Origin of the sequence: Streptomyces sp. NPDC002680, assembly GCF_042889145.1 — a bacterium.
Lineage (GTDB): Bacteria > Actinomycetota > Actinomycetes > Streptomycetales > Streptomycetaceae > Streptomyces > Streptomyces adonidis.
Map to the genome: position 1 here is coordinate 396,774 of NZ_JBIAQP010000003.1, position 19,598 is coordinate 416,371.

General features: G+C 71.5%; 17 protein-coding genes and 2 pseudogenes. 15 read left to right on the forward strand and 4 right to left on the reverse strand.

From position 1 onward, the window contains the following. Window positions 1–85: 85 nt before the first annotated feature. From ACFYXF_RS11455 to ACFYXF_RS11525, 15 genes and pseudogenes are all read left to right on the forward strand, one after another. Entirely contained in the window at window positions 86–547 is a 462-nt protein-coding gene (locus ACFYXF_RS11455; protein ID WP_389349303.1) for an Lrp/AsnC family transcriptional regulator, read from the forward strand. 138 nt (window positions 548–685) lie between these two features. Beyond that, a complete protein-coding gene (locus tag ACFYXF_RS11460) occupies window positions 686–3,517 on the forward strand; it encodes a LuxR C-terminal-related transcriptional regulator (protein WP_389349304.1) in 2,832 nt (943 codons plus the stop codon). Between the two features lie 548 nt (window positions 3,518–4,065). Continuing rightward, on the forward strand, window positions 4,066–6,954 hold the full coding sequence (gene lanL / locus ACFYXF_RS11465) for a class IV lanthionine synthetase LanL (protein WP_389349305.1): 2,889 nt from the start codon (window positions 4,066–4,068) through the stop codon (window positions 6,952–6,954). Beyond that, window positions 6,951–8,744: an alpha/beta hydrolase family protein gene (locus tag ACFYXF_RS11470; RefSeq protein WP_389349306.1), complete on the forward strand. Its 1,794-nt coding sequence runs from the start codon at window positions 6,951–6,953 to the stop codon at window positions 8,742–8,744. The genes lanL and ACFYXF_RS11470 overlap by 4 nt, the downstream gene beginning before the upstream one ends. A 30-nt stretch (window positions 8,745–8,774) precedes the next feature. Next, window positions 8,775–8,933, forward strand: a complete 159-nt coding sequence (locus ACFYXF_RS11475) for a hypothetical protein (RefSeq protein WP_389349307.1) — start codon at window positions 8,775–8,777, stop codon at window positions 8,931–8,933. Window positions 8,934–8,995: 62 nt separating this feature from the next. Then, on the forward strand, window positions 8,996–9,163 hold the full coding sequence (locus ACFYXF_RS11480) for a hypothetical protein (RefSeq protein WP_389349308.1): 168 nt from the start codon (window positions 8,996–8,998) through the stop codon (window positions 9,161–9,163). Window positions 9,164–9,239: 76 nt separating this feature from the next. After that, window positions 9,240–9,377 carry a hypothetical protein gene (locus ACFYXF_RS11485; RefSeq protein WP_389349309.1) on the forward strand — a complete coding sequence of 46 codons (138 nt, stop codon included), beginning with the start codon at window positions 9,240–9,242 and terminating at the stop codon, window positions 9,375–9,377. Then, a complete protein-coding gene (locus tag ACFYXF_RS11490; RefSeq protein ID WP_389349310.1) occupies window positions 9,374–9,568 on the forward strand; it encodes a hypothetical protein in 195 nt (64 codons plus the stop codon). Before ACFYXF_RS11485 ends, ACFYXF_RS11490 begins: the two co-directional genes overlap by 4 nt. A gap of 76 nt (window positions 9,569–9,644) precedes the next feature. Further along, on the forward strand, window positions 9,645–9,773 hold the full coding sequence (locus tag ACFYXF_RS11495; protein WP_389349311.1) for a hypothetical protein: 129 nt from the start codon (window positions 9,645–9,647) through the stop codon (window positions 9,771–9,773). 44 nt (window positions 9,774–9,817) lie between these two features. Further along, window positions 9,818–9,946: a hypothetical protein gene (locus tag ACFYXF_RS11500; protein ID WP_389349312.1), complete on the forward strand. Its 129-nt coding sequence runs from the start codon at window positions 9,818–9,820 to the stop codon at window positions 9,944–9,946. Window positions 9,947–10,009: 63 nt separating this feature from the next. Further along, on the forward strand, window positions 10,010–11,833 hold the full coding sequence (locus tag ACFYXF_RS11505) for an ABC transporter ATP-binding protein (RefSeq protein WP_389349313.1): 1,824 nt from the start codon (window positions 10,010–10,012) through the stop codon (window positions 11,831–11,833). Further along, entirely contained in the window at window positions 11,826–13,562 is a 1,737-nt protein-coding gene (locus ACFYXF_RS11510; RefSeq protein WP_389349314.1) for an ABC transporter ATP-binding protein, read from the forward strand. Before ACFYXF_RS11505 ends, ACFYXF_RS11510 begins: the two co-directional genes overlap by 8 nt. A 494-nt stretch (window positions 13,563–14,056) precedes the next feature. After that, window positions 14,057–14,488: a hypothetical protein gene (locus ACFYXF_RS11515; protein WP_389349315.1), complete on the forward strand. Its 432-nt coding sequence runs from the start codon at window positions 14,057–14,059 to the stop codon at window positions 14,486–14,488. A gap of 155 nt (window positions 14,489–14,643) precedes the next feature. Continuing rightward, window positions 14,644–14,763 (forward strand): annotated as a pseudogene (locus ACFYXF_RS11520) (IS5/IS1182 family transposase); the annotation flags it as partial. Window positions 14,764–14,817: 54 nt separating this feature from the next. Then, entirely contained in the window at window positions 14,818–15,621 is an 804-nt protein-coding gene (locus ACFYXF_RS11525; protein ID WP_389349316.1) for a hypothetical protein, read from the forward strand. 228 nt (window positions 15,622–15,849) lie between these two features. Here the strand turns inward: ACFYXF_RS11525 and ACFYXF_RS11530 are convergent, their stop codons facing one another. The 4 genes and pseudogenes from ACFYXF_RS11530 to ACFYXF_RS11545 form a co-directional block, all read right to left on the reverse strand. Continuing rightward, window positions 15,850–17,037 (reverse strand): sensor histidine kinase, encoded by a 1,188-nt coding sequence (locus ACFYXF_RS11530; RefSeq protein ID WP_389349317.1) that lies wholly within the window; start codon window positions 17,035–17,037, stop codon window positions 15,850–15,852. A gap of 228 nt (window positions 17,038–17,265) precedes the next feature. Continuing rightward, on the reverse strand, window positions 17,266–18,033 hold the full coding sequence (locus tag ACFYXF_RS11535; protein WP_389349318.1) for an SDR family NAD(P)-dependent oxidoreductase: 768 nt from the start codon (window positions 18,031–18,033) through the stop codon (window positions 17,266–17,268). 253 nt (window positions 18,034–18,286) lie between these two features. Beyond that, on the reverse strand, window positions 18,287–19,228 hold the full coding sequence (locus tag ACFYXF_RS11540) for an SGNH/GDSL hydrolase family protein (RefSeq protein WP_389349319.1): 942 nt from the start codon (window positions 19,226–19,228) through the stop codon (window positions 18,287–18,289). Continuing rightward, a pseudogene (locus tag ACFYXF_RS11545) lies at window positions 19,228–19,596 on the reverse strand (MMPL family transporter); the annotation flags it as partial. The pseudogene ACFYXF_RS11545 and the gene ACFYXF_RS11540, both read right to left, overlap by 1 nt. Window positions 19,597–19,598 lie beyond the last annotated feature (2 nt).

Sequence of the window (19,598 nt, forward strand, 5' to 3'; positions counted from 1 at the left end):
CCGTTGGGCGTCAGGGGACTCCTCCGGCTGACGTCGCCGAATTGCTACGGTCGCGTCCGGACACCCAGGGAGGAAAGAGGAGCGCGTGACGGCCCGTATCGAGCTGGACGCAGTCGACAAGGTTCTGATCCGGCTGCTTCAGCAGGACGGCCGCGCCTCGTACACCGACCTGGGCCGGGAGGTGGGGCTGTCCGCTCCGGCCGTGCGAGCCCGGGTGCAGCGCCTGACGGAGCGCGGCCTGCTGGAGTTCGCCGCGGTCACGGACCCGCTGAAACTCGGACTGCCTGTCATGGCGCTGCTCGCCATCAAGGTCGACGGTGGACTCCCGGAGATCATCGACGCGCTGGAGGCCATCGACAGCGTGATCTACCTCGTGTCCACAGCCGGTTCCTGCGACCTGTTCGCGGAGGTCGTGTGCCGGACCATGGACGAGCTGTCCACGATCATCAACGACAGGGTCCGCACCATCCCAGGAGTGCGCGCCGTGGAGTCCTTCCCGTACTTCGGTATCCATGTGCACCGGTTCACGTGGGACATCCCTGACTGAGACGGCTGCAATACGCAACTGTGACATCGCAATCGACGTCCAAGTATGCGTGTCACTTCAAAAACGGAAGTCGAGTCCAGTGGTTTCCGTCTGTATGGTTGTCCTGTCAGTACCCTGTGCGGAGGGAGAACGGCGTTCATGGCCGCAGCGCCCATACCGGCTGCCAGGGAGCGCCTCGTCGGACGGCAGGCCGAACTCTCCTTGCTCAAGCGAACCGTGGAGGCGTTGGGAAACGGTCAGGGCTCGGTCGTCGAGATCTCCGGAGAGCCGGGCATCGGGAAGACCAGCCTGGCCACCGCGCTGACCGAGCTGGCCGCGCAACGGGGCATCCCGGTGGTCCGCGCCCACGCCGTACGCGGCAACACCGCCTCGTTGCAGGTGTTCCGCGACGCCTGGGCGGCACGCGCGGCCGACGGCGGCCCGCGGCGCTTCGACGAGGTCGGTGACCGGCCCGCCGAGTGGGCGGCGGGTTGCGCCCTGGTCCTGGACGACATCCACTGGTGCGATCCGGACTCGACGGCGCTGCTCGTTCGGCTGGTGCGATCCGTGGTGCCCGGCCCTTTCCTGCTCGCCCTCGCCCACCGCCCCGGTCAGACGCCACCTGAGCTTCGGGAAGCGCTGGAGGACGGGGCACGGGCCGGCGCGGTGACGCGTGTCGAACCGGGCCCTCTCGCCCCGGAACCAGTGGCCGCGTTGCTGGCCGACCTGCGCGCCCCTGGGGGCTCCGGATCGCGTACCCCGGCCGTACTCCAGGAGTTCGCCACCCAACTGTGCACCGCGGCCGAGGGCAATCCGCGCCACGTGCGGCTGCTCGCAGCGGCGAACTGGCACCCCGAGCACTGGCCGGAGCGCCCGGGCACCGACACCGCCGGGCTGCTCCGCGAGGCGAAGCCACTGATCGCCGAGCTCGACGCGCTGTCGCCCCAGGCGGCGGTCACGGCGTCGGCGGCGGCCGTCATCGGCAGCCCGTTCCGGCCGGAGGACACCGCCCAGGTCTCCGGCCTGGGGATGGACAGCACGCTCGACGCACTCGCCGAACTGGAGCGGGCGGATCTGGTGCGCTCGGCCGACTGGAAAGGCGGCCTGACCTTCCGTCATCCCGTTGTCGGCCATGTCGCGCACGAGCGAGCCGGACTCTCCTTCCGGCTGCGCGCCCACCGTCGCGCCCTGCAACTCATCACCGGCCGTGGCGGGCGGGCCCGCGAACGAGCCCGCCACGCCGAGCACCTGCTGGGCACCGACGCCGCTCTCGCCGCGCGCACCCTGGCGGAAGGGGCCGCCGAGATCACCGCACAGGAACCGGCGACCGCGGCGCACTGGCTTCGGCTGGCCCTGGAGGCCCTGCCCGACGGGGGAGGCGATTCCACCGTACGGACCGAGATGGAAGTCGCCTGCTGTCGTGCGCTGATCGCCTCGGGCCGGCTGGACGAGGCCCGCACCCGCGCACACGAACTACTGGGACGCCGGCCCGAGACTCTCGGCGAGCGGCAGTTGCTTCAGACCCACGCCGTCTGCGCCGGCGCCGAGCGGCAGCTCGGCCGGTACGCGGAAGCGGCGGCCATCGCCGGCGCCGCTCTCGGACTGCTGCCCAGACCGCTGCCCGATCCGTTGCCGGCCGAGGCCGCCGAACTGATCATCGAGTACGGGCTGGTCCATGTCCTGCGCGGTACGCACGACCAGGCACGCGTCCTGCTCCGGGAGGCCGTACGGACGCCGGGCGAAGCGGACGGTACGAAGGAGACGGATCGCACCGTACTGCGGGTCCTCAACGCCCTCTGCGCCACGCACGCCGGTGACCTCGACGAGGCCGCCGACGAAGTCACCCACTGTGCCCGGCTCGTCGACGCCCTTCCGGACCCCCTCGCCGGGCGCACGCCGGAAACCCTTGCCCTGCTCGGCAGCGCCGAGCTCTACCTGGAGCGGTTCACGGACGCGGTCCGCCACCTGAGCCGGGGGCTGGCCGCCGACCACACGGGCCCCCAGCAACCCATCCTGCTCCACCGGCTGCTGGGACTCGCCATGGCCGAGCAGTGGACCGGCCACCTGGACGCCTCCCAGCGGCATGCCCGAGAGGTCGAGACTCTGGCCCGCTCCCTGGGCGTGCCGCCCGCGGTCGCCCTGGCGCAGGCGATGCGCGCGACGGCGCTCGTGTGGTCCCGCGGCCGGGAGTACGCCGACGAGGCCGTCGCCCTCGTCGAGGAGGCGACGAGCATCACCTCGGCAGGCCACAACTGGTGGGCCGCCTCGGCGACGGGCCTGCTCGCACAGGCCCGGCTGCTCGCCGATGATGCCGCCGGGTGCCGGCGGACCCTGCTGGACAGCGGGGTCAGCAAGGGACTGCCGCTGGTCAGGCCCTTCTCCCGGCCCTACCTGCTTTCCCTCTTGGCCATGGCCACGCTGAGCTGCGGGGACCGCGAGGAGGCACACCGACTGGTCCGGTCCGCCGAGGCGGAGGCCGAGCGGCTCGGACTGCCGGTCCAGGAGGCATACGTACGCCGGGCCCGAGCTCAACTCCACATGAGCGACGGCGAACACGACGCGGCGTCCAAACTTTTCGAACTCGCCGGGGAGGCCTTCCGATCCGCCGGCATGCCCGTGGAGTACGCCTGGACCTTGGCGACCGGCGCCCGCTCCCTCCACGAGACGCAAGGCCCGGCCGCGGCCTTCGGCCACCTCGACGCGGCCGAGGCGATCGCCCGCGCCTCCACGGCGCTGCTCGTGCAGGAACACGTGGCCCAGCTGCGCGCCGAACTGTCGGCGGACAGCCGCACCGCACACCCTCTCGGCCTGCTCAGCGACCGCGAACGGGAGATCGCCGAACTGGCCGTGGCGGGGCTGCGCACCCGCGAGATCGCCGAGCGGCTCTTCCTCAGCCCTCGCACGGTGGAGACCCATCTGTCCCGCGTCTACCGCAAACTCGACGTCACGTCCCGGCTCGCCCTGTCCGACCTCCTGCGCCGGATCAGCTAGACGCCCGGCCCGGCAGACGGCCCGGGTCCGGCGAACCGAACAAGCGCGCCAGGCCCGTCCGCCGGGACCGTTCAGGAACTCCCGCTGGGCCGGGCCTGGTTGATCATTCGGATGCGGGCAGTGCTCGTCGTTCGCGTTCACCCCGCACCTCCTCGAGTCCGGCATCGAGCCTCGGTCGGTACATCGGCGACGCCCTGGACAACGTGCTCATGGAGTCCCGGATGGGCCTCCGCGAAACGGGGCCGGCCCAGCTCTGCGGGACTCGGCGCGCTCTCCACACCGTGCTCGACAGGCCCTCCTGCGCGACGGGCGACGCTACGAACGCCCACCGTCCACCATGACTTGGCCCGGCCGTTCGGTCACGTCCGTCCGGCGGGCAGCAGGAGCAGCCACCCCAGCCGGGCGTCCCCGATCGGGGATAGGGATCTCCCCAATGCTGCGGGAGGCGCCAGTGCGAAGAATCGACCGTGTTCGCAGGAAGGGACGCCAGGGACGCATCCCCCGCCATTCCTGCGGCTTTCCCCGCACGCTCGATCTTGGAGTTCCTTGTGGCACTGGGCAACCCTGGGGCCGGCGACGCCGGTTTTCCTCTGCAGGCACTGGTGCGCTTCGTGCTCGACGACGAAGCGGGTACCCCGGACTGGGAGACGGCCGAGCGAGGCTTCTGGTGCCGGGTCGGGCCGGTGGAGCAGGAGCGCCGGGTGCAGGGCTGGAAGCTGCACGTGTCCGCGACCCCGCTCTCGGCGCCCGAGGTGCTGGTCCGGGCCGCGCGGGTGCTGGTACGTCACGGGTGCCCGTTCAAGTTCGCCGCGCGGGCCGCGTACGTCGAGGAACTGACGGGCATCCGGTACGACCGCGCCCAGTGCGGCAAGTTCATCACCGCCTACCCCAGCGACGACGACCAGTTCCGGGCCCTGGCCGAGGAACTGGACCGGGCCACCGCCGGACTGCCGGGCCCCCACATCCTGTCCGACCGCCCCTACCGCCCGGGCAGTCTGGTCCACTACCGCTACGGCGCGTTCCGCGGTGTCCCCCACCTGACCCACGAAGGCGTCCACCAGGCCAGGCTCCAGGCCCCCGACGGCAGTGCGGTCGAGGATCTGCGCACCCCCTGGTTCGCACCGCCGGCCTGGGCGGAGCTGCCGTTCCCCGGCCCGCCCGGCAGACCCGGAAAGGCGCCGAGCGCACCCCGGCAGGTGCTGCTGCGGGACCGTTACGCCGTCCACGACGCGATCCGGCACTCCGCGCGCGGCGGTGTCTACCGCGCGGTGGACCGGCAGACCGGCGACGAGGTCATCGTCAAGGAGGCCCGGGCGCACGTCGGAAGCTGGTACACGGGACTCGACGCACGGGACGCACTGCGCGCGGAGGCGACGGCGCTGACCGGACTGGCCGGGCTCGGACCCGACCTCGTCGAACTCTTCGACCACGAGGACCGCACGTTCCTCGTGGAGGCCGTGGTCCCCGGGACGACTCTGACGCGCTGGGTCGGCGAACGGTTCGACGCCCTGCCGGACCCCGTCACCGGGCCGCCCCTCGACGACATCCGCGACATCGCCCTCCGGCTCACCCGTCTGCTCGGCGAGATCCACGACCGGGGCCTGGTCTACCGGGACTTCACCCCCAACAACGTGATGGTGACCCCGGACGGGGAACTCCGGCTCATCGACCCCGAGTTCGTGGCCCGCCCGGGCGAGTGGGGGACCCGCGCGTACACCCCGGGCTACGGCGCACCCGAGTACGCCGACGGACCCCGGTACGGACCCGCCCCCGGGTTCACCGTGGACCTCTTCTCCCTGGGCGCCACCCTCTTCTTCATGGCCACCGGCGTCGGCCCGGCCTTCGCGGGCGACGAGCCCGCCGACCGCCGTACCGTCGTGGAACGACTCGACGCCGTCCTGGCACTCACCGTCGAGCACAACACGGCGGCCCGGACCCTGGCGCCGGCCGTGCGCGGCCTGTGCGCGCAAGATCCGGCGGACCGCTGGTCGCCGGAACGGCTCGTCGACTTCCTGGAGGACCAGGCGGGGGACCAGACGGAGGCGCACGCTGAGGATCCGCGTCCCGTCGGCTCCGGACCTCTGCCGCGCTCTGGCGATTCCGGCGGGGATCCGGTGGATCGGCCGGTCGGCTTCCTGGAGGGAGATGTGGAGCAGCCGCGTCCTGTCGGCTCCGGATCTCTGCCGCGCCCCCGCGACCCCGTCGACGACCCGGTGGACCGGCTCGTCGACGACGGTCTGGCCCACGTACTGGCGACCACGGCCGACGACGGCGCCGAACGACTCTGGCAGAGCACACCCTTCGGTGACACTACGGACCCGTGCAACGTGCAGCACGGTGCCGCCGGAGTCCTCGTCACGCTGGCTCAGGCCGACGCGGCGCTCGCACGCCCCGACCTCCGGGCCGCCATGGCCCGGACCGCCTCCTGGCTCACCGCCCGCCTCGACACGCCCGGCGCCCGACCGCCGCTGCCCGGTCTCTACTTCGGCCGCGCGGGCACCGCCTGGGCGCTCCACGACACGGCTCGCCGTCTCGACGACGCCGGTCTCGCCGAGCGCGCGGAACGGCTGGCGCTGGCACTGCCCCTGCGATGGGAGAACCCGGACCTGTTCCACGGCGCGGCCGGAGCCGGCCTTACACAGCTGCGGCTGTGGCGGGCGACCGGACGCGAGGAGTTCCTGGACCGCGCGGCGGTCTGTGCCGACGGCCTCGCGGAAGTGGCCGTGCGCGGTGACGACGGGGTGTTCTGGCCCATCCCGGCGGACTTCGACTCCGCGCTCGCCGGTATCACCCACCTCGGATACGCCCACGGGGTGGCGGGCGTGGGCGCCTTCCTCCTGGAGGCGGCGCTGGCCACCGGCCGCGAGGACCTCCTCGACCTGGCCCGGGAAGCGGGCGACACTCTGACGCGCTCCGCCGAACGCGGTGTCTGGGGGGCACGCTGGCGCACCGACCGCACGGCGGAGAACGGCACCGGCATGCTCTACCACCTGTGCAGCGGCGCCTCCGGGGTCGGCACCTTCCTGCTCCGGCTGTGGCGTGCCACCGGCGAGGACACCCTGAGGGAACTGGCCGAGGAAGCGGCGACCGCCGTCCATCGCGCCCGTACGCGTACCGGAACCGCCGTCTGCCACGGGCTGGCCGGCAACGGGGACTTCCTGCTCGACATGGACCAGTCCCTCGGCGGTCCGTACCGGGCCATGGCCGAGGATCTCGCCGCCACCCTCCACACCCGGCACGCCCTGCGCGACGGCCGTGCGCTGCTGCCCGACGAGAGCGGTACGCGCATCACCGTCGACTACGGTGTCGGCCTCGCCGGGACTGTCTCCTTCCTGCTGCGTCTGCGGCACGGCGGTCCGCGCCCCCTGCTCGACGACGCGGGGTGGCCCGGGCAGCGCGTCGTACGGGCCACCGCGTTCGATGAGGTGCCGGCATGACGCCCCGGACCCTCCACCGCGGCAGCAGGGCGTTCTCCCCGAGCGGGTTGCGGGCGGTCTGCGTCGCCGGCGACGAGGCCGGCGCCCGCCACCTGGAGACATGGGAACTCACCGAGGCCGGCCCGCGCAGAAGGCTGCGGATCACCCTCGACCAGGACCTGCCCCTGACCCAGTGCGTGGCGCTCGACGACGGCCGGGCCCTGCTCTCCTGGCACGAGCCGGGCGGTGTCCAGCACATCGACCTGTTCGACCTGACCGGCGGACGCCGATCGCTCGGCCCCTGTCCGACACCACTGCGCCTGCTGCCCGGCCTGGACCTGCCCGGCTGGATCGCCACGGCCGTCGCGTACGGAGCCGACGACCATTCCACGGTGTTCCGGGTAGGGGACGACGAGCCCTGGCTCACGCCCGTCGTCCGGCTGCCCGGACGACTGGGCGGCGCCGCGGCCGTCGGCCCCTGTCTGGCGGTCACCGCGGTCGTCGACGGGACACCGACCCCGCTCCGCATCGACCCCGCCGCCCTCGAGAGCGACCGGGTCACCCGGCTCACCGGCGACGGCAGCGGGGCCGGCGTCGGCCATGTCCTGCTGTCCCGCGCGGGCCGGGTGCTGCTGGCCCTGGACACCGGCGCCGGACTGCGCCTCGGGGTGACGACCGGTACGGTCGTACGTCTCCTGGACGGGCTGGGGACTCCGGACTCGACCGTCACCCCGCTGACACTGGACCCGACGGGAGGTCTCCTGGCCGCGTCGGTCAACAGGGGCGCGCGCTCCGAACTCGCCCTGTACGACGTGGAATCCGGCGCCATCCGCCAGGTGGCGACGCCCCCCGGTGTCGTCGGGCCCGAGGCCGCCTGGACCCACCGGGGGCTGTGGCTGGCGTACACAGGCCCGACCAGGCCCACCGTCTTCGGCTGGGTACGGCCCGGCGAGAGCGAACTGCGGTCGGCGCCCGCTCAGGCCGGCCGGCATCCCGCGCGGCTGGAGCGGCTGCCCGGCGCGAAGGGCTCCCTCGAAGCCGTGGTCTACGGGCCCGACTGGCGTGCCGGCGCCCCGGTGGTGATCGTGCTGCACGGCGGACCCGACCGGCACTGGACGCTCGCCTTCGACAGCCTGTTCCAGCTGTTCGCCGACGCCGGCCTCGCCGTGATCGCCCCCAACCAGCGCGGCAGCACGGGCTACGGCCGTGAACACGCGGACGCCATCCGGGGCGCGTGGGGCGGGCCCGACCTCGCGGACATCCGTGCTCTGCGCGCCTACGTCGACGAGACGCGCGGACCGGACGCACCCCGGCCGGCGGTGTACGGCAGCAGCTACGGCGCCTTCCTGGCCCTGCTGGCGGCTGCCGCCGACCCCGACGGATGGTCGGGCTGCGTGGCCGTGGCGCCGTTCAGCTCGGTACCGGCGCTGTACGCGGACGCGTACCGGCCGACCCGCAACCTCATCGACCGGCTGGTGGGCCACGGCGACGTGGACGACGTACTGGGACCGCGCGATCTGCTGCGGCTGGCGGGGCTCATCCGCACGAGGGTGTTCCTCCTCCACGGACGACTCGACGAGACCATCCCGGTCGCCCACGCACGGGCGTTGGCGCACCGGCTGATCGACGCGGGACACGGCCATGTCACCTACCGGGAGCCCGCCGACCGGGGCCACACGGCCCTCACCGCTCTCGCGGGCGCTCCGCAGCCGCGCGAGATCACCGACTTCCTGACCCGGCCGGATGCCCGTCGCGGGGCATCCGTGGGCCAGGAAAACCGGCCGCCTCTGGCGGCCATGGCACACAACTGAACGCAAGACATGAGGAAAGGAGGTGAATTCATGGACATGGAACTCGAAATCGAGGCGCTCCAGCTGCTCGGCCCCGCCGACGCGTCGCTGTACGACGGCGGCGGCCTGGACCCGGCGACGTGCGGCATCACCTGCGACGGCCCCACCTGCAAGGCCACCTGCGGCGCCACCTGCACCGTCACCGGCTGATCCGGTGACCGGGCAGGACAGGCACAACCGTAACGACACCCGAGAGGAGGTGACTTACGGACATGGACACCACCATCGACCTAGGCCTCGACGCTCTCCAGCTGATGACCAGCGAGGAGGCGCGGCTCTACACCGGTGACCGCGACAAGGACGAATGCGGCACGTTCACCTGCGCGGTGAGCTGCAACTACAGCTGCGACATCACCTGCAACCTCACCAGCGCTCTCTGACGAACCGGCCGGGCGCGCAACGCACGCGCGCCCGGCCGGTCACCCACCCTACCCAGAGAAGAAATGGAGACACAGCGTGATGGAGATCGAGACGGACGCCCTCCAGCTCCTCCTCGCCGAGGAGAGCCAGCTGTACGACGGCGACCTGGACCCGGATGCCTGTGGCGTCACCTGCATGTGCACACGTCCCTGCGAAAACAGCGTCTGCGTATGACGAGCCGGCTGATGCGGCCTCTGGAGATGCAGACCATCGAGCTGGGCCTGGACGTCCTCCAGCTGATGACCAGCGAGGAGGCGCGGCTCTACACCGGTGACCGCGACAAGGACGAATGCGGCACGTTCACCTGCGCGGTGAGCTGCAACTACAGCTGCGACATCACCTGCAACCTCACCAGCGCTCTCTGACGAACCGGCCGGGCGCGCAACGCACGCGCGCCCGGCCGGTCACCCACCCTACCCAGAGAAGAAATGGAGACACAGCGTGATGGAGATCGAGACGGACGCCCTCCAGCTCCTCCTCGCCGAGGAGAGCCGGCTGTACGACGGCGAACTGGACCCGGAACCCTGCGGCAGCACCTGCAAGATCACCTGCTGGTTCTCGGTCCAGTAGCCGGACGCGTTCCCACAGCCGGAGGAAAAGGAGAGGCCCGGAGCATGGCGGACACCGACACCGACATCGACGCCCTGCAACTGCTGAACGGTGAGGAGACGCACGTCCAAGCCGTCGACTGCGGCATCACCCTCGACGACATCGCCACCCGCACCTGCGCCACCACCTGGTAACGCGCGGGACAGCACGACACGGACAATTCGGCACAGGCGGTACGACACGAAGGAGAGAGCGACATGGCCCCGGACGGAAGCCGTGCACTGCTGCTGAGCACGGCGGCGCGTGTCCGCGGCCCGCTGACCGCCCTGGTGGCCCTCATGGTCACCAGGGCACTGCTCGGCCTGGCCACCCCCACACTGCTCGCGGCCTCGGTCAAGGCCGCGCTGGACGGCGGCAACGCCGTGCGCCCGGTGGCCCTGCTCGGCGCGGCGGTCGCGCTGTCCGGTCTGCTGGACGCCACGACCGCCCCGCTGGGCGCCTCGGTCGTGGGACGGGCGGGCGCCTGGCTCCAGACGCACACCGTGGGACATCTGCTGACGTTCGGTCACCGCTCGACACTGGCACCGGGCGATGCCACGGCCCGGGTGGTTCAGGCCGCGCCGGGCACGGCGGGGCTCATGGTGACGGTCGCCGGTTCGGTGATCTCCCTGGCCAGTTCCGTGGTCGCGCTCGGTCTGCTGTGGTGGATCGACCCGTGGGCGGGACTGGTCTTCACCCTCGCCGTGCCGGCGGTCGTGCTGGTCTCCCGGCGCTTCATCGGCGGCGCGACCACCGCGCAGGCCGGCTACCTGGAGGCCCAGTCCGCCATCTCCGCCCGCCTGATGTCGGCGCTCGCGGGCGCCCGTACCATCAGGGCCGCCGGCACGGTCGGCGCCGAGACCGACCGGGTGCTCGCCCCGCTGCCCGGGCTGTCGGCGGCCGGACAGGCCCTGTGGAACCTTCAGCGCGGCACCGTATGGCAGCTGAAGCTGCTGATCCCGCTGACCCAGGTCGTCGTCCTGGCGGTCGCGGGCCTCGGCGTGGCGTCGGGCCGGACCGGCCCGGCCGAACTCCTCGCGGTGACCGGGTACTTGGGCATGGCCTCCGGCGCGCTCGCCCAGATCGACGTACTGCTGGAGATAGCCCAGGTCCGCGCCGGCACCACCCGCCTCGCCGAGATCCTCGCCCGCCCTGGCCCCGTGGACGGCACCCGGCAGGGCCTCCCGGCCGGTCCGGGCGAGGTGGAGCTGCGCGAGGTGACGGTCACCAGGGACGGCGTGCCCGTACTGGACCGGCTGGACCTGCGACTGCCGGCCGGGCGCTCGATCGCGCTGGTGGGCCGCTCCGGCACCGGCAAGAGCGTGGTCGCCGGACTGATCGGCCGGCTGTCCGACCCCGACGGCGGCCAGGTGCTCCTGGACGGCGTGCCGGTCGACGAACTGCCCCTCACGGAACTGGGCCGCCAGGTCAGCTATGCCTTCGACCGTCCGGCGCTCACCGGCGCCACCGTCCACGAGGCCATCGCGTACGGCGGGCCGGGTCTGGACCACGCCGACGTCGTCGAGGCCGCCCGGACAGCGCACGCCGACGCATTCGTCCGCCGGCTGCCGCACGGGTACTACACCGCACTGGCGGACGCCCCCATGTCCGGCGGCGAACGCCAGAGGATCGGCCTGGCCCGCGCTCTGGTCCGCCCCGCGCGCGTGTACGTCCTCGACGACGCGACCTCCGGACTGGACACAGTCACCGAGGCCGAGGTGACCGAGGCGCTCACCACCCGGCTGCACGGCCGCACCCGCCTGATCGTGGCCCACCGGGCGGCCACCGCGGCCCGCTGCGACCTGGTGGCATGGCTGGACGGCGGACGGATCGCGGCCCTCGCCCCGCACGCGGAACTGTGGCGTGACGACGGATACCGCGCGGTCTTCGCGGAGACGGAGACGGGGATGGCGATGGGAACAGGGATGGAGACGGCGCCGGAGACGGAGACCGGCACCCCGATTCCGGCCCCGGCCCAGACTCCGAGTTTGACCTCGCCACCGACTCCGGCGCACGACGAACAGGAGACAGCCGATGTCTAGTGTGGTGAGCGGCGACGGCCTGCGGCTGCTGCGCTCGGGACTGCGTGGGAGCCGCCGCCCGCTGACCGGGCTGGCGGCCTGGTCGCTGGTCGAGGCGTCCCCCGCCCTCGCCTCCGGCTGGGTGACGGCCGCCGCGATCGACCGGGGCTTCCTCGCGGACCGCCCCCTCACGGGTCTGGCCTGGCTGGGCCTGCTGGCCGTCCTCTACGGGGCGCGGGCCGGCGCGGAGCGGGCGATGTTCCCGTACTTCGCCGCCGTCGTCGAACCGCTGCGGGACCATCTCGTACGCGTCCTGGTCCGCGCCACCGTGGAACAGGCCGCCCGACAGGGCCGGGCCGACTCCGCCGCGGTGGCCCGGCTGACCCGCCAGGTGGAGCTGGTGCGCAACCTGGTCGCCACCCTGCTGCGCACGGCCCGTCCGCTCGCGCTCACCCTGGTCGCGGCGGTGATCGGACTGCTGCTGCTCGACCCCGTCGCGGCGGCCGTCGTGGTGCCCCCCTTGCTGTCCGTCCTTCTGGTGTTCCCGCTGACGCTGCGCGCCATGATGCGCCGGCGCCGCGCGGTGGTCCTCGCCGAGGAGCAGGTGGCCGTACGGACCGGGGAGGTACTGGGCGCAGCCCGTGACATCTTCGCCCTCGGCGCGCGGGAGCACGCCCTCGGCCAGGTCGAGGCGGCGACGAACGCGTATGTCCGGGCGGGCGTGGCCGCGGCCCGGTTCGGGGCGGTGCGGGTGCTGCTCGTCTTCCTCGGTGGCCATCTGCCGCTGCTGGCGCTGCTGCTCACCGGACCCTGGCTGGTGAGCACGGGCCGGATCAGCCCCGGCGAACTGGTCGGCGCGATCACCTATGTGACGGGTTCCCTCATCGGCGCGCTCGCGTCCGTCACCGGATCCGTCGGCGGCTACTGGACCCAGCTGGGCAGCACGTTGACACGGCTGGCGGAAACGGCGTACATCGAGCCGGAGACGGCGCCGGGCACGGCCTCCGTCTCCGCACCGGACGGCTTCCGGCTGACCGCCGAACGCCTCACCTTCGGCTACGGCCCGCACGCCGAGCCCGTCCTGCGCGACCTCTCCCTCGACGTGCCCGAAGGCGGGCATCTGGCGATCGTCGGCGCCAGCGGCATCGGGAAGTCCACTCTGGCGGGCCTCCTGGCGGGCCTCGAAACGCCCAGCTCGGGCACGGTTCGGCTCGGAGGGAGCGACCTCGCACGGCTCGACCCGGGCAGCAGCGCCCGTACGGTCGCCCTGGTCCCGCAGGAGGCGTACGTCTACCACGGCAGCGTCCGCGAGAACCTCCGGTATCTGGCGAGTACCGCGACCGACGCCGAACTCGCCCGTGCGGCCGTGGAGGTGGGCGCCGACGCCGTGATCGAACGACTCGGCGGCCTGGACGCCGAACTCGTCGACCCGGCCACCCAGTTGTCCACCGGGGAGCGGCAACTGCTGGTCCTCGCACGGGCCTTCGTGTCACCGGCCCGCGTCGTCGTCCTTGACGAGGCCACCTGCCACCTCGACCCGGCGGCCGAGGCCCGCGCGGAGAGCGCCTTCGCCGCCAGACCGGGCACGCTGATCGTCATCGCCCACCGCATAGCCTCCGCCCGGCGCGCCCGGCACGTCCTGCTGCTCGACGGCGAGCACGCCTACCTGGGCACCCACAAGGATCTTCTCGCCGTCTCCGCCGGCTACGCGGACCTCGCCGGCCACTGGGCCGCCGAGGTGGCTCGGTGAAGCCCGCCCCTGCGGGGGCAAGTGGCTACCGGCGCCGACACCGACGATGGCGCGGTATACCCACTCCGGTCGAGTGCAGACGACGAAAGCGGGGACGCTCGAACCCCTCTGGGGAAGAGGTTCGGCGCGGAGACGCCGTCGAACCAATCGCCTCGAGCCGCGGCGGGTGGGACGCCGCCCGGTCCAATGCCCGCGACGGCCGGGTGGTTCGCCTGCCTTGACAGCGTCTGACCGCAGAGCGCGGGCGGCACCGGTCCCACACGGCCGGACCCCGAGCAACAGGAAAAGCAGGGAAGGCAGGACCAGATGATCCGCATCTCCTTCAACGCCGAACGCCGGCCGGCAGATGCGGACACGGGTGAGCTCGTTCGCCGAACTTCCGGGTCCCAAGGTCTCGTTCCGCCCGGTACTCCTGCTGTAGATCGTGATCATGTTGGCCAGCAGCCAGCTCGGTTGTAGTGGTTTGCTCGGGAGCGGTCCTGGTGGGAGTGGCTGTGCCGCTGCTTGTCAAGGCAGCCGGAGTCTGTTCGGAGGGGTGCAGGGTGACGGGGTCGGTTTCGAGGCCGTCGGCGGCAACGCCGGCCGATGTGAGGCGGGCGTGGGCCGAGACGGAGGTGAACCTGCCGGCTCCGCTGGTGGCACTGTGGAGCGTGAGGGACGGCCTTCTCACCGAGTCCGGTGTCGCCGTGTACTCGGCAGGGGACATCGGTGAACGCAATGCCACGTACGAAGTCGCGCAGTATGCACCGGGTTTCCTCCTCGTCGGTGATGACAGCGGTGGCCGCGGATTCCTCCTGCGTGCCGATGACCCGGACTCCGCCGTGTTCTCCTCCGGGCTGGGCGATCTGGATCCTGCGGACTTCGACGTCGTGTCCGCGGACTTCGTGTCCTGGATCGAATCGCTTGGTCCTGCTCCTTGCTGTTGACGAAGGGCACTCCCGGGTTCGCTTACCGCGGGGGTTGGACGGGGCCGATCGGACTGCGGGTCACGGCGTAGACCCTGCCTGTGGGCAGGAGGCGTTCGAGGTCCTGATGGGCCGGTTCGCGCGGGTTGAGCCCCGGCGCCGCATCGTCTCGGCTGCGGCCAACGGACTTCCGCCCCTACCTGTCCGCTGCGATCGTCACACTGCGTATGCTCATCCGCCGTGCGACCCCGCGCTACCGCTGGGACGGCCGCCCCACCAGCAGGCGACTGGAGTGATGCCTACCGCAGGGCGCTCTAAAAATCGATCGGCTGTGTGGCTACCCTGCGGGAATGCCGTACGAGCTCAACGCCGTCATTGGAAGCTTCGACCTGCTCAGGAGCCGGACTGCCGGGATTCGGGAAGCGGCTGTCGCCCCGCTCCGACAGCGCATGGGGCTGGTGCCAGTCACCAAACAGCTCCTCGAGGAGGCAACTGGTCTGCTTACCGGTCAGGATGGCGCCGGGCCTGGTCAACCATTCACGGTAATGTCCCCGGCCTTCGGGCAGACCTTGGGCTACTGGTCCCGGGGCGGGCCGATCGCCTACGTGCAGGCAGACTTCCACGGAGGAGACGGATACCAGACCGCTGCCGTGTGGCGAACCGGCGCGAAGGTGTGGGGCCCGGCCCATACCTGGGACTTCACCGGTCCACGGGAAGACTGGCCGATCAACGCCGCGCTCGCCCTGCTCGATGTCGTTCCGCGCAGCTCCGAAGAAGCGAACTACCACGACCTGTTCCGGGAGGTGGGGCTTGGCCGGGAACAGGACATGGACGGCTGGCAGTTGGCCGGCCGGACCGCTCGATGGGCGGCAACCTACGACGAGTGGCATCAGGAGCAGCTGGCGGAGCATGAGAGAACAGCGCGTGCCGCTGCGAAGGTCGAGAAATACAGAAGGCTCCCAAACGTTGCGGTGGCTCTGGACGGCAAGGCCATCATGGAGCTCCTCGGCATACCTCCAGGCCCACTGATCGGCGCGGCCACTCGCCATCTACAAGAGCTGCATCTCGAACGCGGCCCGCTGTCACGGGAAGAGGCCGTGACCCGGCTGCGGACCTGGGCCGCGGAGCAGGACACGGGATACCGAGGCCGGTGAGCGGTCAGGTATTCGTTTCATGAGGACTTCAATCATGCCGCCACCCGAACCGCGGGTCGGCGCGTTCCGAACAGAGATGACGCAACACGGGTAAGAGGTCCTTTGCGATCACAGAACGTCAACCCTCCCGTGATCATGTGAGCCTTTGCCCGCTTCGTCGCGACCAACTCGGTTTCCCAACAGTGCACGGCCTACTGCCGGTCGCTCCATGCCTTCGAACCTGACTTCTCACAAGGAGAGGGGGCACAGCGGCAGTTCGACGAAGACTTCGAAGCCGCCCTGAGGGCGATGGCCCACGCGCAGGCGGCCGCCGGCCGAGGCGGCGCGCTCGCGCATGCCGATGAGGCCGTATCCGCTGTCCGGCGCAGGAGGTGAAGGCGGTTTGCTGCCTCCCTCGTTGGTGACGGTGATGCCCAGCAGGCCATTGGCGTAGACGAGCCGCACGTCGGCCGAACCGGTGACGGCGTGCTTGGTGACGTTGGTGAGTGCCTCCTGCACGATGCGGTACGCCGTGAGTTCCGCTCCTGCGGAGAGCGGCCGGGGGTCCCCGTCGGTGGTGACGGTGACGATGAGTCCCGTGCTCTGGAACGAGGCGGTCAGTTCCGGGAGCTGAGCGAGCCCGGGAACGGGTTGCAGGGGCTCGTCCGTGTCGTCGGCGCGGCGCAACAGGCCGACGGTGGCCTTGAGTTCACGCAGGGCTGCGGAGGTTGTTCCGGCGAGTTCGGCGACAATTTTCGCGGCCTCGTCCGGTCGGCTGCGCATGAGGTGGGCGACGGTGCTGGCCTGCGCGTTGGCCAGGGCGAGGTGGTGGGCGGCGACGTCGTGCAGTTCGCGGGCGATGCGCACGCGCTCTTCGATGACGCGATGCCGCGCTTCGTCCTCCCGGGTTCGTTCCGCGTGCTCGGCGCGGGTCTGTACGGCTTCCAGGTAGGCCGCGCGCAGCCGGTGGGTGGTGCCGAGGACGGTGGACATGATCAGCCAGGCGGCGGGGCTGATGGTCCTGAGGGCCAGCGGTTCGTCGGTCGGGCCGTCGAAGACTGCCGTCCCCACCAGCATGGCGATGCAGGTGAAGGTAACGGCGTACGCGGTTCTTCGGTCGGTGCGGACGGCCAGTGAGTAGAGAGCGGCCATGAGCGGTCCCAGCATCAGGGCGGTGACCAGGTAGCCGAGCGCGGCGATGGCCATGGTGGAGACGGTGATTACTGCCACTGCGGTGCGGGGGTGACTGCGGCGCCACAGCAGGGCGGTGCAGGAGACGCCTGACAGCAGCACGCCGGGCCACCACGTGACCGGCAGCGCTGCGCCGGGGAGCGTGACGATACTGCCGAGGGACGAACAGGCGAAGGGCACGACGGCCACCGTCACATTGACGGCGCGCGGGTGATCGAGCACGAGTCGCCGCAAGCTTTTGATCATGGGGGGAGTTCCTGGCGGGAGCGGTACTGAGGAACGACGGTTCAACGGCGCCGAAAGGGACGCTGTGTTCGTTTGGGCGCCGCTTGGTCGGGTCGAACCGGACGGCCTGGCGATCGCGGCGGCCCGGGGGGTCCTTCGTGCCTGAGTGGGATTGCTGCTGTGGTTCCTGCGGCCGACCCTGGTCAGCCGCAGGAACCACCGAGCCTCAGACGTGGCGAGGGGTCCTCGTCAGATGGCGGACCAGCCGTTGTCGACGGGCAGGACGGCGCCGTTGATGTTGCTGGCGGCGTCGGAGGCGAGGAAGAGGATGGCGGCGGCCTGTTCGTCGGCGGCGGCCGGCCGTCCGGAGAGGCCGAGGTAGGGACGGAGCGTGGCCGGCCCATGGGCATCCGCCCGGGCGTCGACCTGGATGCTGGTCGCGGTCGCCCCGGGAACGATGGCGTTCGCCCGGATCCCCACCCCGCGGTACATGACGGAGAGGGACTTGACCAGCCCGACGATGCCGTGTTTGGAAGCGGTGTACGCGGCGCCGGCGGCGCTGCCCCGCAGGCTCGCCTCGGAGGCGGTGAAGACGATCGCGCCGCCGTCGGTGTTGGCCAGCATGTGCGGCAGGACCGCCCGGGCCAGCAGGAAGGGGGCGGTGAGATTGACCCGGATGACGCGCTCCCACTCGGCGTCGTCGGTCTCACCGAGAGCCGACATGCGGTCCATGATCCCGGCGTTGTTGACCAGGACGTTCACGCCGCCGAAGGTATCCACGGCGGTGGCGACGACCTCGTCCACGACGCTCTGGTCGCTCAGGTCGCCGACGACCGCGCGGGCGATGCCACCCTCGTTCTCGATGGCCTTGACGGTCTCCCCGGCGCCTTCCGGGTTCAGGTCGGCGACCAGGACCCGCGCTCCCTCAGCGGCGAACTTGAAGGCGGCGGCGCGGCCGATGCCCGATCCCGCTCCGGTGACGACGACGCTGCGTCCTTCAAAACCGTTACTGCTCATGGTGTGCTCTCTTTCATCGGTGTGCTGGGCGAACGGGCAGGTCTGTTCTTGCTCTGTTCGTCCTGCTCGGGCTTCAAAGAGGGGCTCCCGGACCTGGGGGGAATATCGGGTCCGGGAGCCCCGTGCCGTACCCCGTCCCCACGGGGTACGGCGTGGCGGGACCCCCTCCGCTCAAGGCGGTCCCGGTCGGTGAGGGCCATGGCGCGCGGTGCCGTGGCCCTGTGCGGGGAATGGACAATCGGCTCAATGGTGATCATTTCGAAGCGCTGGCGGCGCGCAACACGGCGTCGGCCATGCCACGGGCGCCGCGCTCGTTGGGGTGCATGGGCGCGGCGGGGGCGCTGGGCAGAAGCGGCTCGACCCAGCGGGTGTCCCTGTCCGAGCAGGCGTCGCGGCCGACGGAGGGCTGGTACGTGTCGACGTATCCCGCTCCGGCGTCCTGCGCCCGTTGGCGCAGCATGCTGTTGAGCTGCTGTTCCTTGGCGTTGAGGTACGTCGCGTCGCCGGGGGCGATGGTCATGTCGTCGCGGCAGCCGTCGCCTTTGGCCGGCAGGATCGCCGGGTATCCCACGACGTACACCCGGGCCTGCGGCGCACGGCGCTTCACCTCGGTCAGTGTCTCCGACAGCCGTTCACCCGCCGTACTGATCTTCTGCTGTACGTCGTCGGTGTCGCCGGAGACGTACTTTCCCCGGCACGGTGCGTCGTTCCCGGTGTACTTGCCGCGGCCGGTCGCGTCGTAGACCACGCCCGCCTTGACGCAGGTGGTGATCAGCGAGCTGAAGCCGATGTCGTTGCCGCCGATGCCGAGGGTGACCAGCCGTGTGTCGGCGGACAGCGCCGACAACTGGGCCGGATTGGTCCCGCCATCGGTGGACTGCGGCGCGGTCATGTCGGCGGTGGTGGCCCCGCTGCAGCTCACATCGCGGAAGTCGGCAGCCTTCAGCCCCAGCTCTTCGGCGACCAGCGCCGGGTAGTTGCGGTCGGAGCGGTCGCACCCGGCCGGGGATCCGGTCTGGTTGGGTATCTTCGGCCCGGCGGTGTAGGAGTCGCCGAGTGCCACATACGGGCCCCGCGGGGCCGTGGAACCGGCCGGGTCGGCGTCGTCGTCGTGCCGTGCGATGCCGAGCGCGGTGACCAGGGTGCCGCACGCGAGGAAGACCCCGACCAGCATCGTGCGTACGTGAGTCGTCATCAAAGCGTCCTGTCTTTTCCGGCGATGCCGGACCGGGGGGTGGAGGCGCGGCGGCTGAGGGCTTCTCCCTCTGTGCCGGCGGGGACGAGGGCCATGCGGACGACGAAGGCGTCGAAGAGGACGGCGACGGCCAGTCCGAAGCCGATCAGCTTGATGGCGGATTCGCCGGAGCCGATGAGTCCCGAGAACACGGCCGTCATGATCAGCGCGGCCGCCGCCACGACGCGGGCGGTGTACCGGAACCCGCTGATCATGGCCTGGGCCGGGCTGTCGCCGTGGACGTATGCCTCCCGCCGCATGCCGAAGATCGGCATCATGCTCATGATCGGTCGGGTCGGTTCGACGCTCGGGAGGCCGGCACCACCACCCA

What these genes read in the sequence shown, in the direction of transcription:
- ACFYXF_RS11525 (WP_389349316.1), top strand. Translation starts at nt 14,818, where the DNA reads ATGCCGTACGAGCTCAACGCCGTCATTGGAAGCTTCGACCTGCTCAGG.
- ACFYXF_RS11460 (WP_389349304.1), top strand. Translation starts at nt 686, where the DNA reads ATGGCCGCAGCGCCCATACCGGCTGCCAGGGAGCGCCTCGTCGGACGG.
- ACFYXF_RS11540 (WP_389349319.1), bottom strand. Translation starts at nt 19,228, where the DNA reads ATGACGACTCACGTACGCACGATGCTGGTCGGGGTCTTCCTCGCGTGC.
- ACFYXF_RS11505 (WP_389349313.1), top strand. Translation starts at nt 10,010, where the DNA reads ATGGCCCCGGACGGAAGCCGTGCACTGCTGCTGAGCACGGCGGCGCGT.
- ACFYXF_RS11490 (WP_389349310.1), top strand. Translation starts at nt 9,374, where the DNA reads ATGACGAGCCGGCTGATGCGGCCTCTGGAGATGCAGACCATCGAGCTG.
- ACFYXF_RS11535 (WP_389349318.1), bottom strand. Translation starts at nt 18,033, where the DNA reads ATGAGCAGTAACGGTTTTGAAGGACGCAGCGTCGTCGTCACCGGAGCG.
- ACFYXF_RS11510 (WP_389349314.1), top strand. Translation starts at nt 11,826, where the DNA reads ATGTCTAGTGTGGTGAGCGGCGACGGCCTGCGGCTGCTGCGCTCGGGA.
- ACFYXF_RS11475 (WP_389349307.1), top strand. Translation starts at nt 8,775, where the DNA reads ATGGACATGGAACTCGAAATCGAGGCGCTCCAGCTGCTCGGCCCCGCC.
- ACFYXF_RS11480 (WP_389349308.1), top strand. Translation starts at nt 8,996, where the DNA reads ATGGACACCACCATCGACCTAGGCCTCGACGCTCTCCAGCTGATGACC.
- ACFYXF_RS11530 (WP_389349317.1), bottom strand. Translation starts at nt 17,037, where the DNA reads ATGATCAAAAGCTTGCGGCGACTCGTGCTCGATCACCCGCGCGCCGTC.
- ACFYXF_RS11500 (WP_389349312.1), top strand. Translation starts at nt 9,818, where the DNA reads ATGGCGGACACCGACACCGACATCGACGCCCTGCAACTGCTGAACGGT.
- ACFYXF_RS11470 (WP_389349306.1), top strand. Translation starts at nt 6,951, where the DNA reads ATGACGCCCCGGACCCTCCACCGCGGCAGCAGGGCGTTCTCCCCGAGC.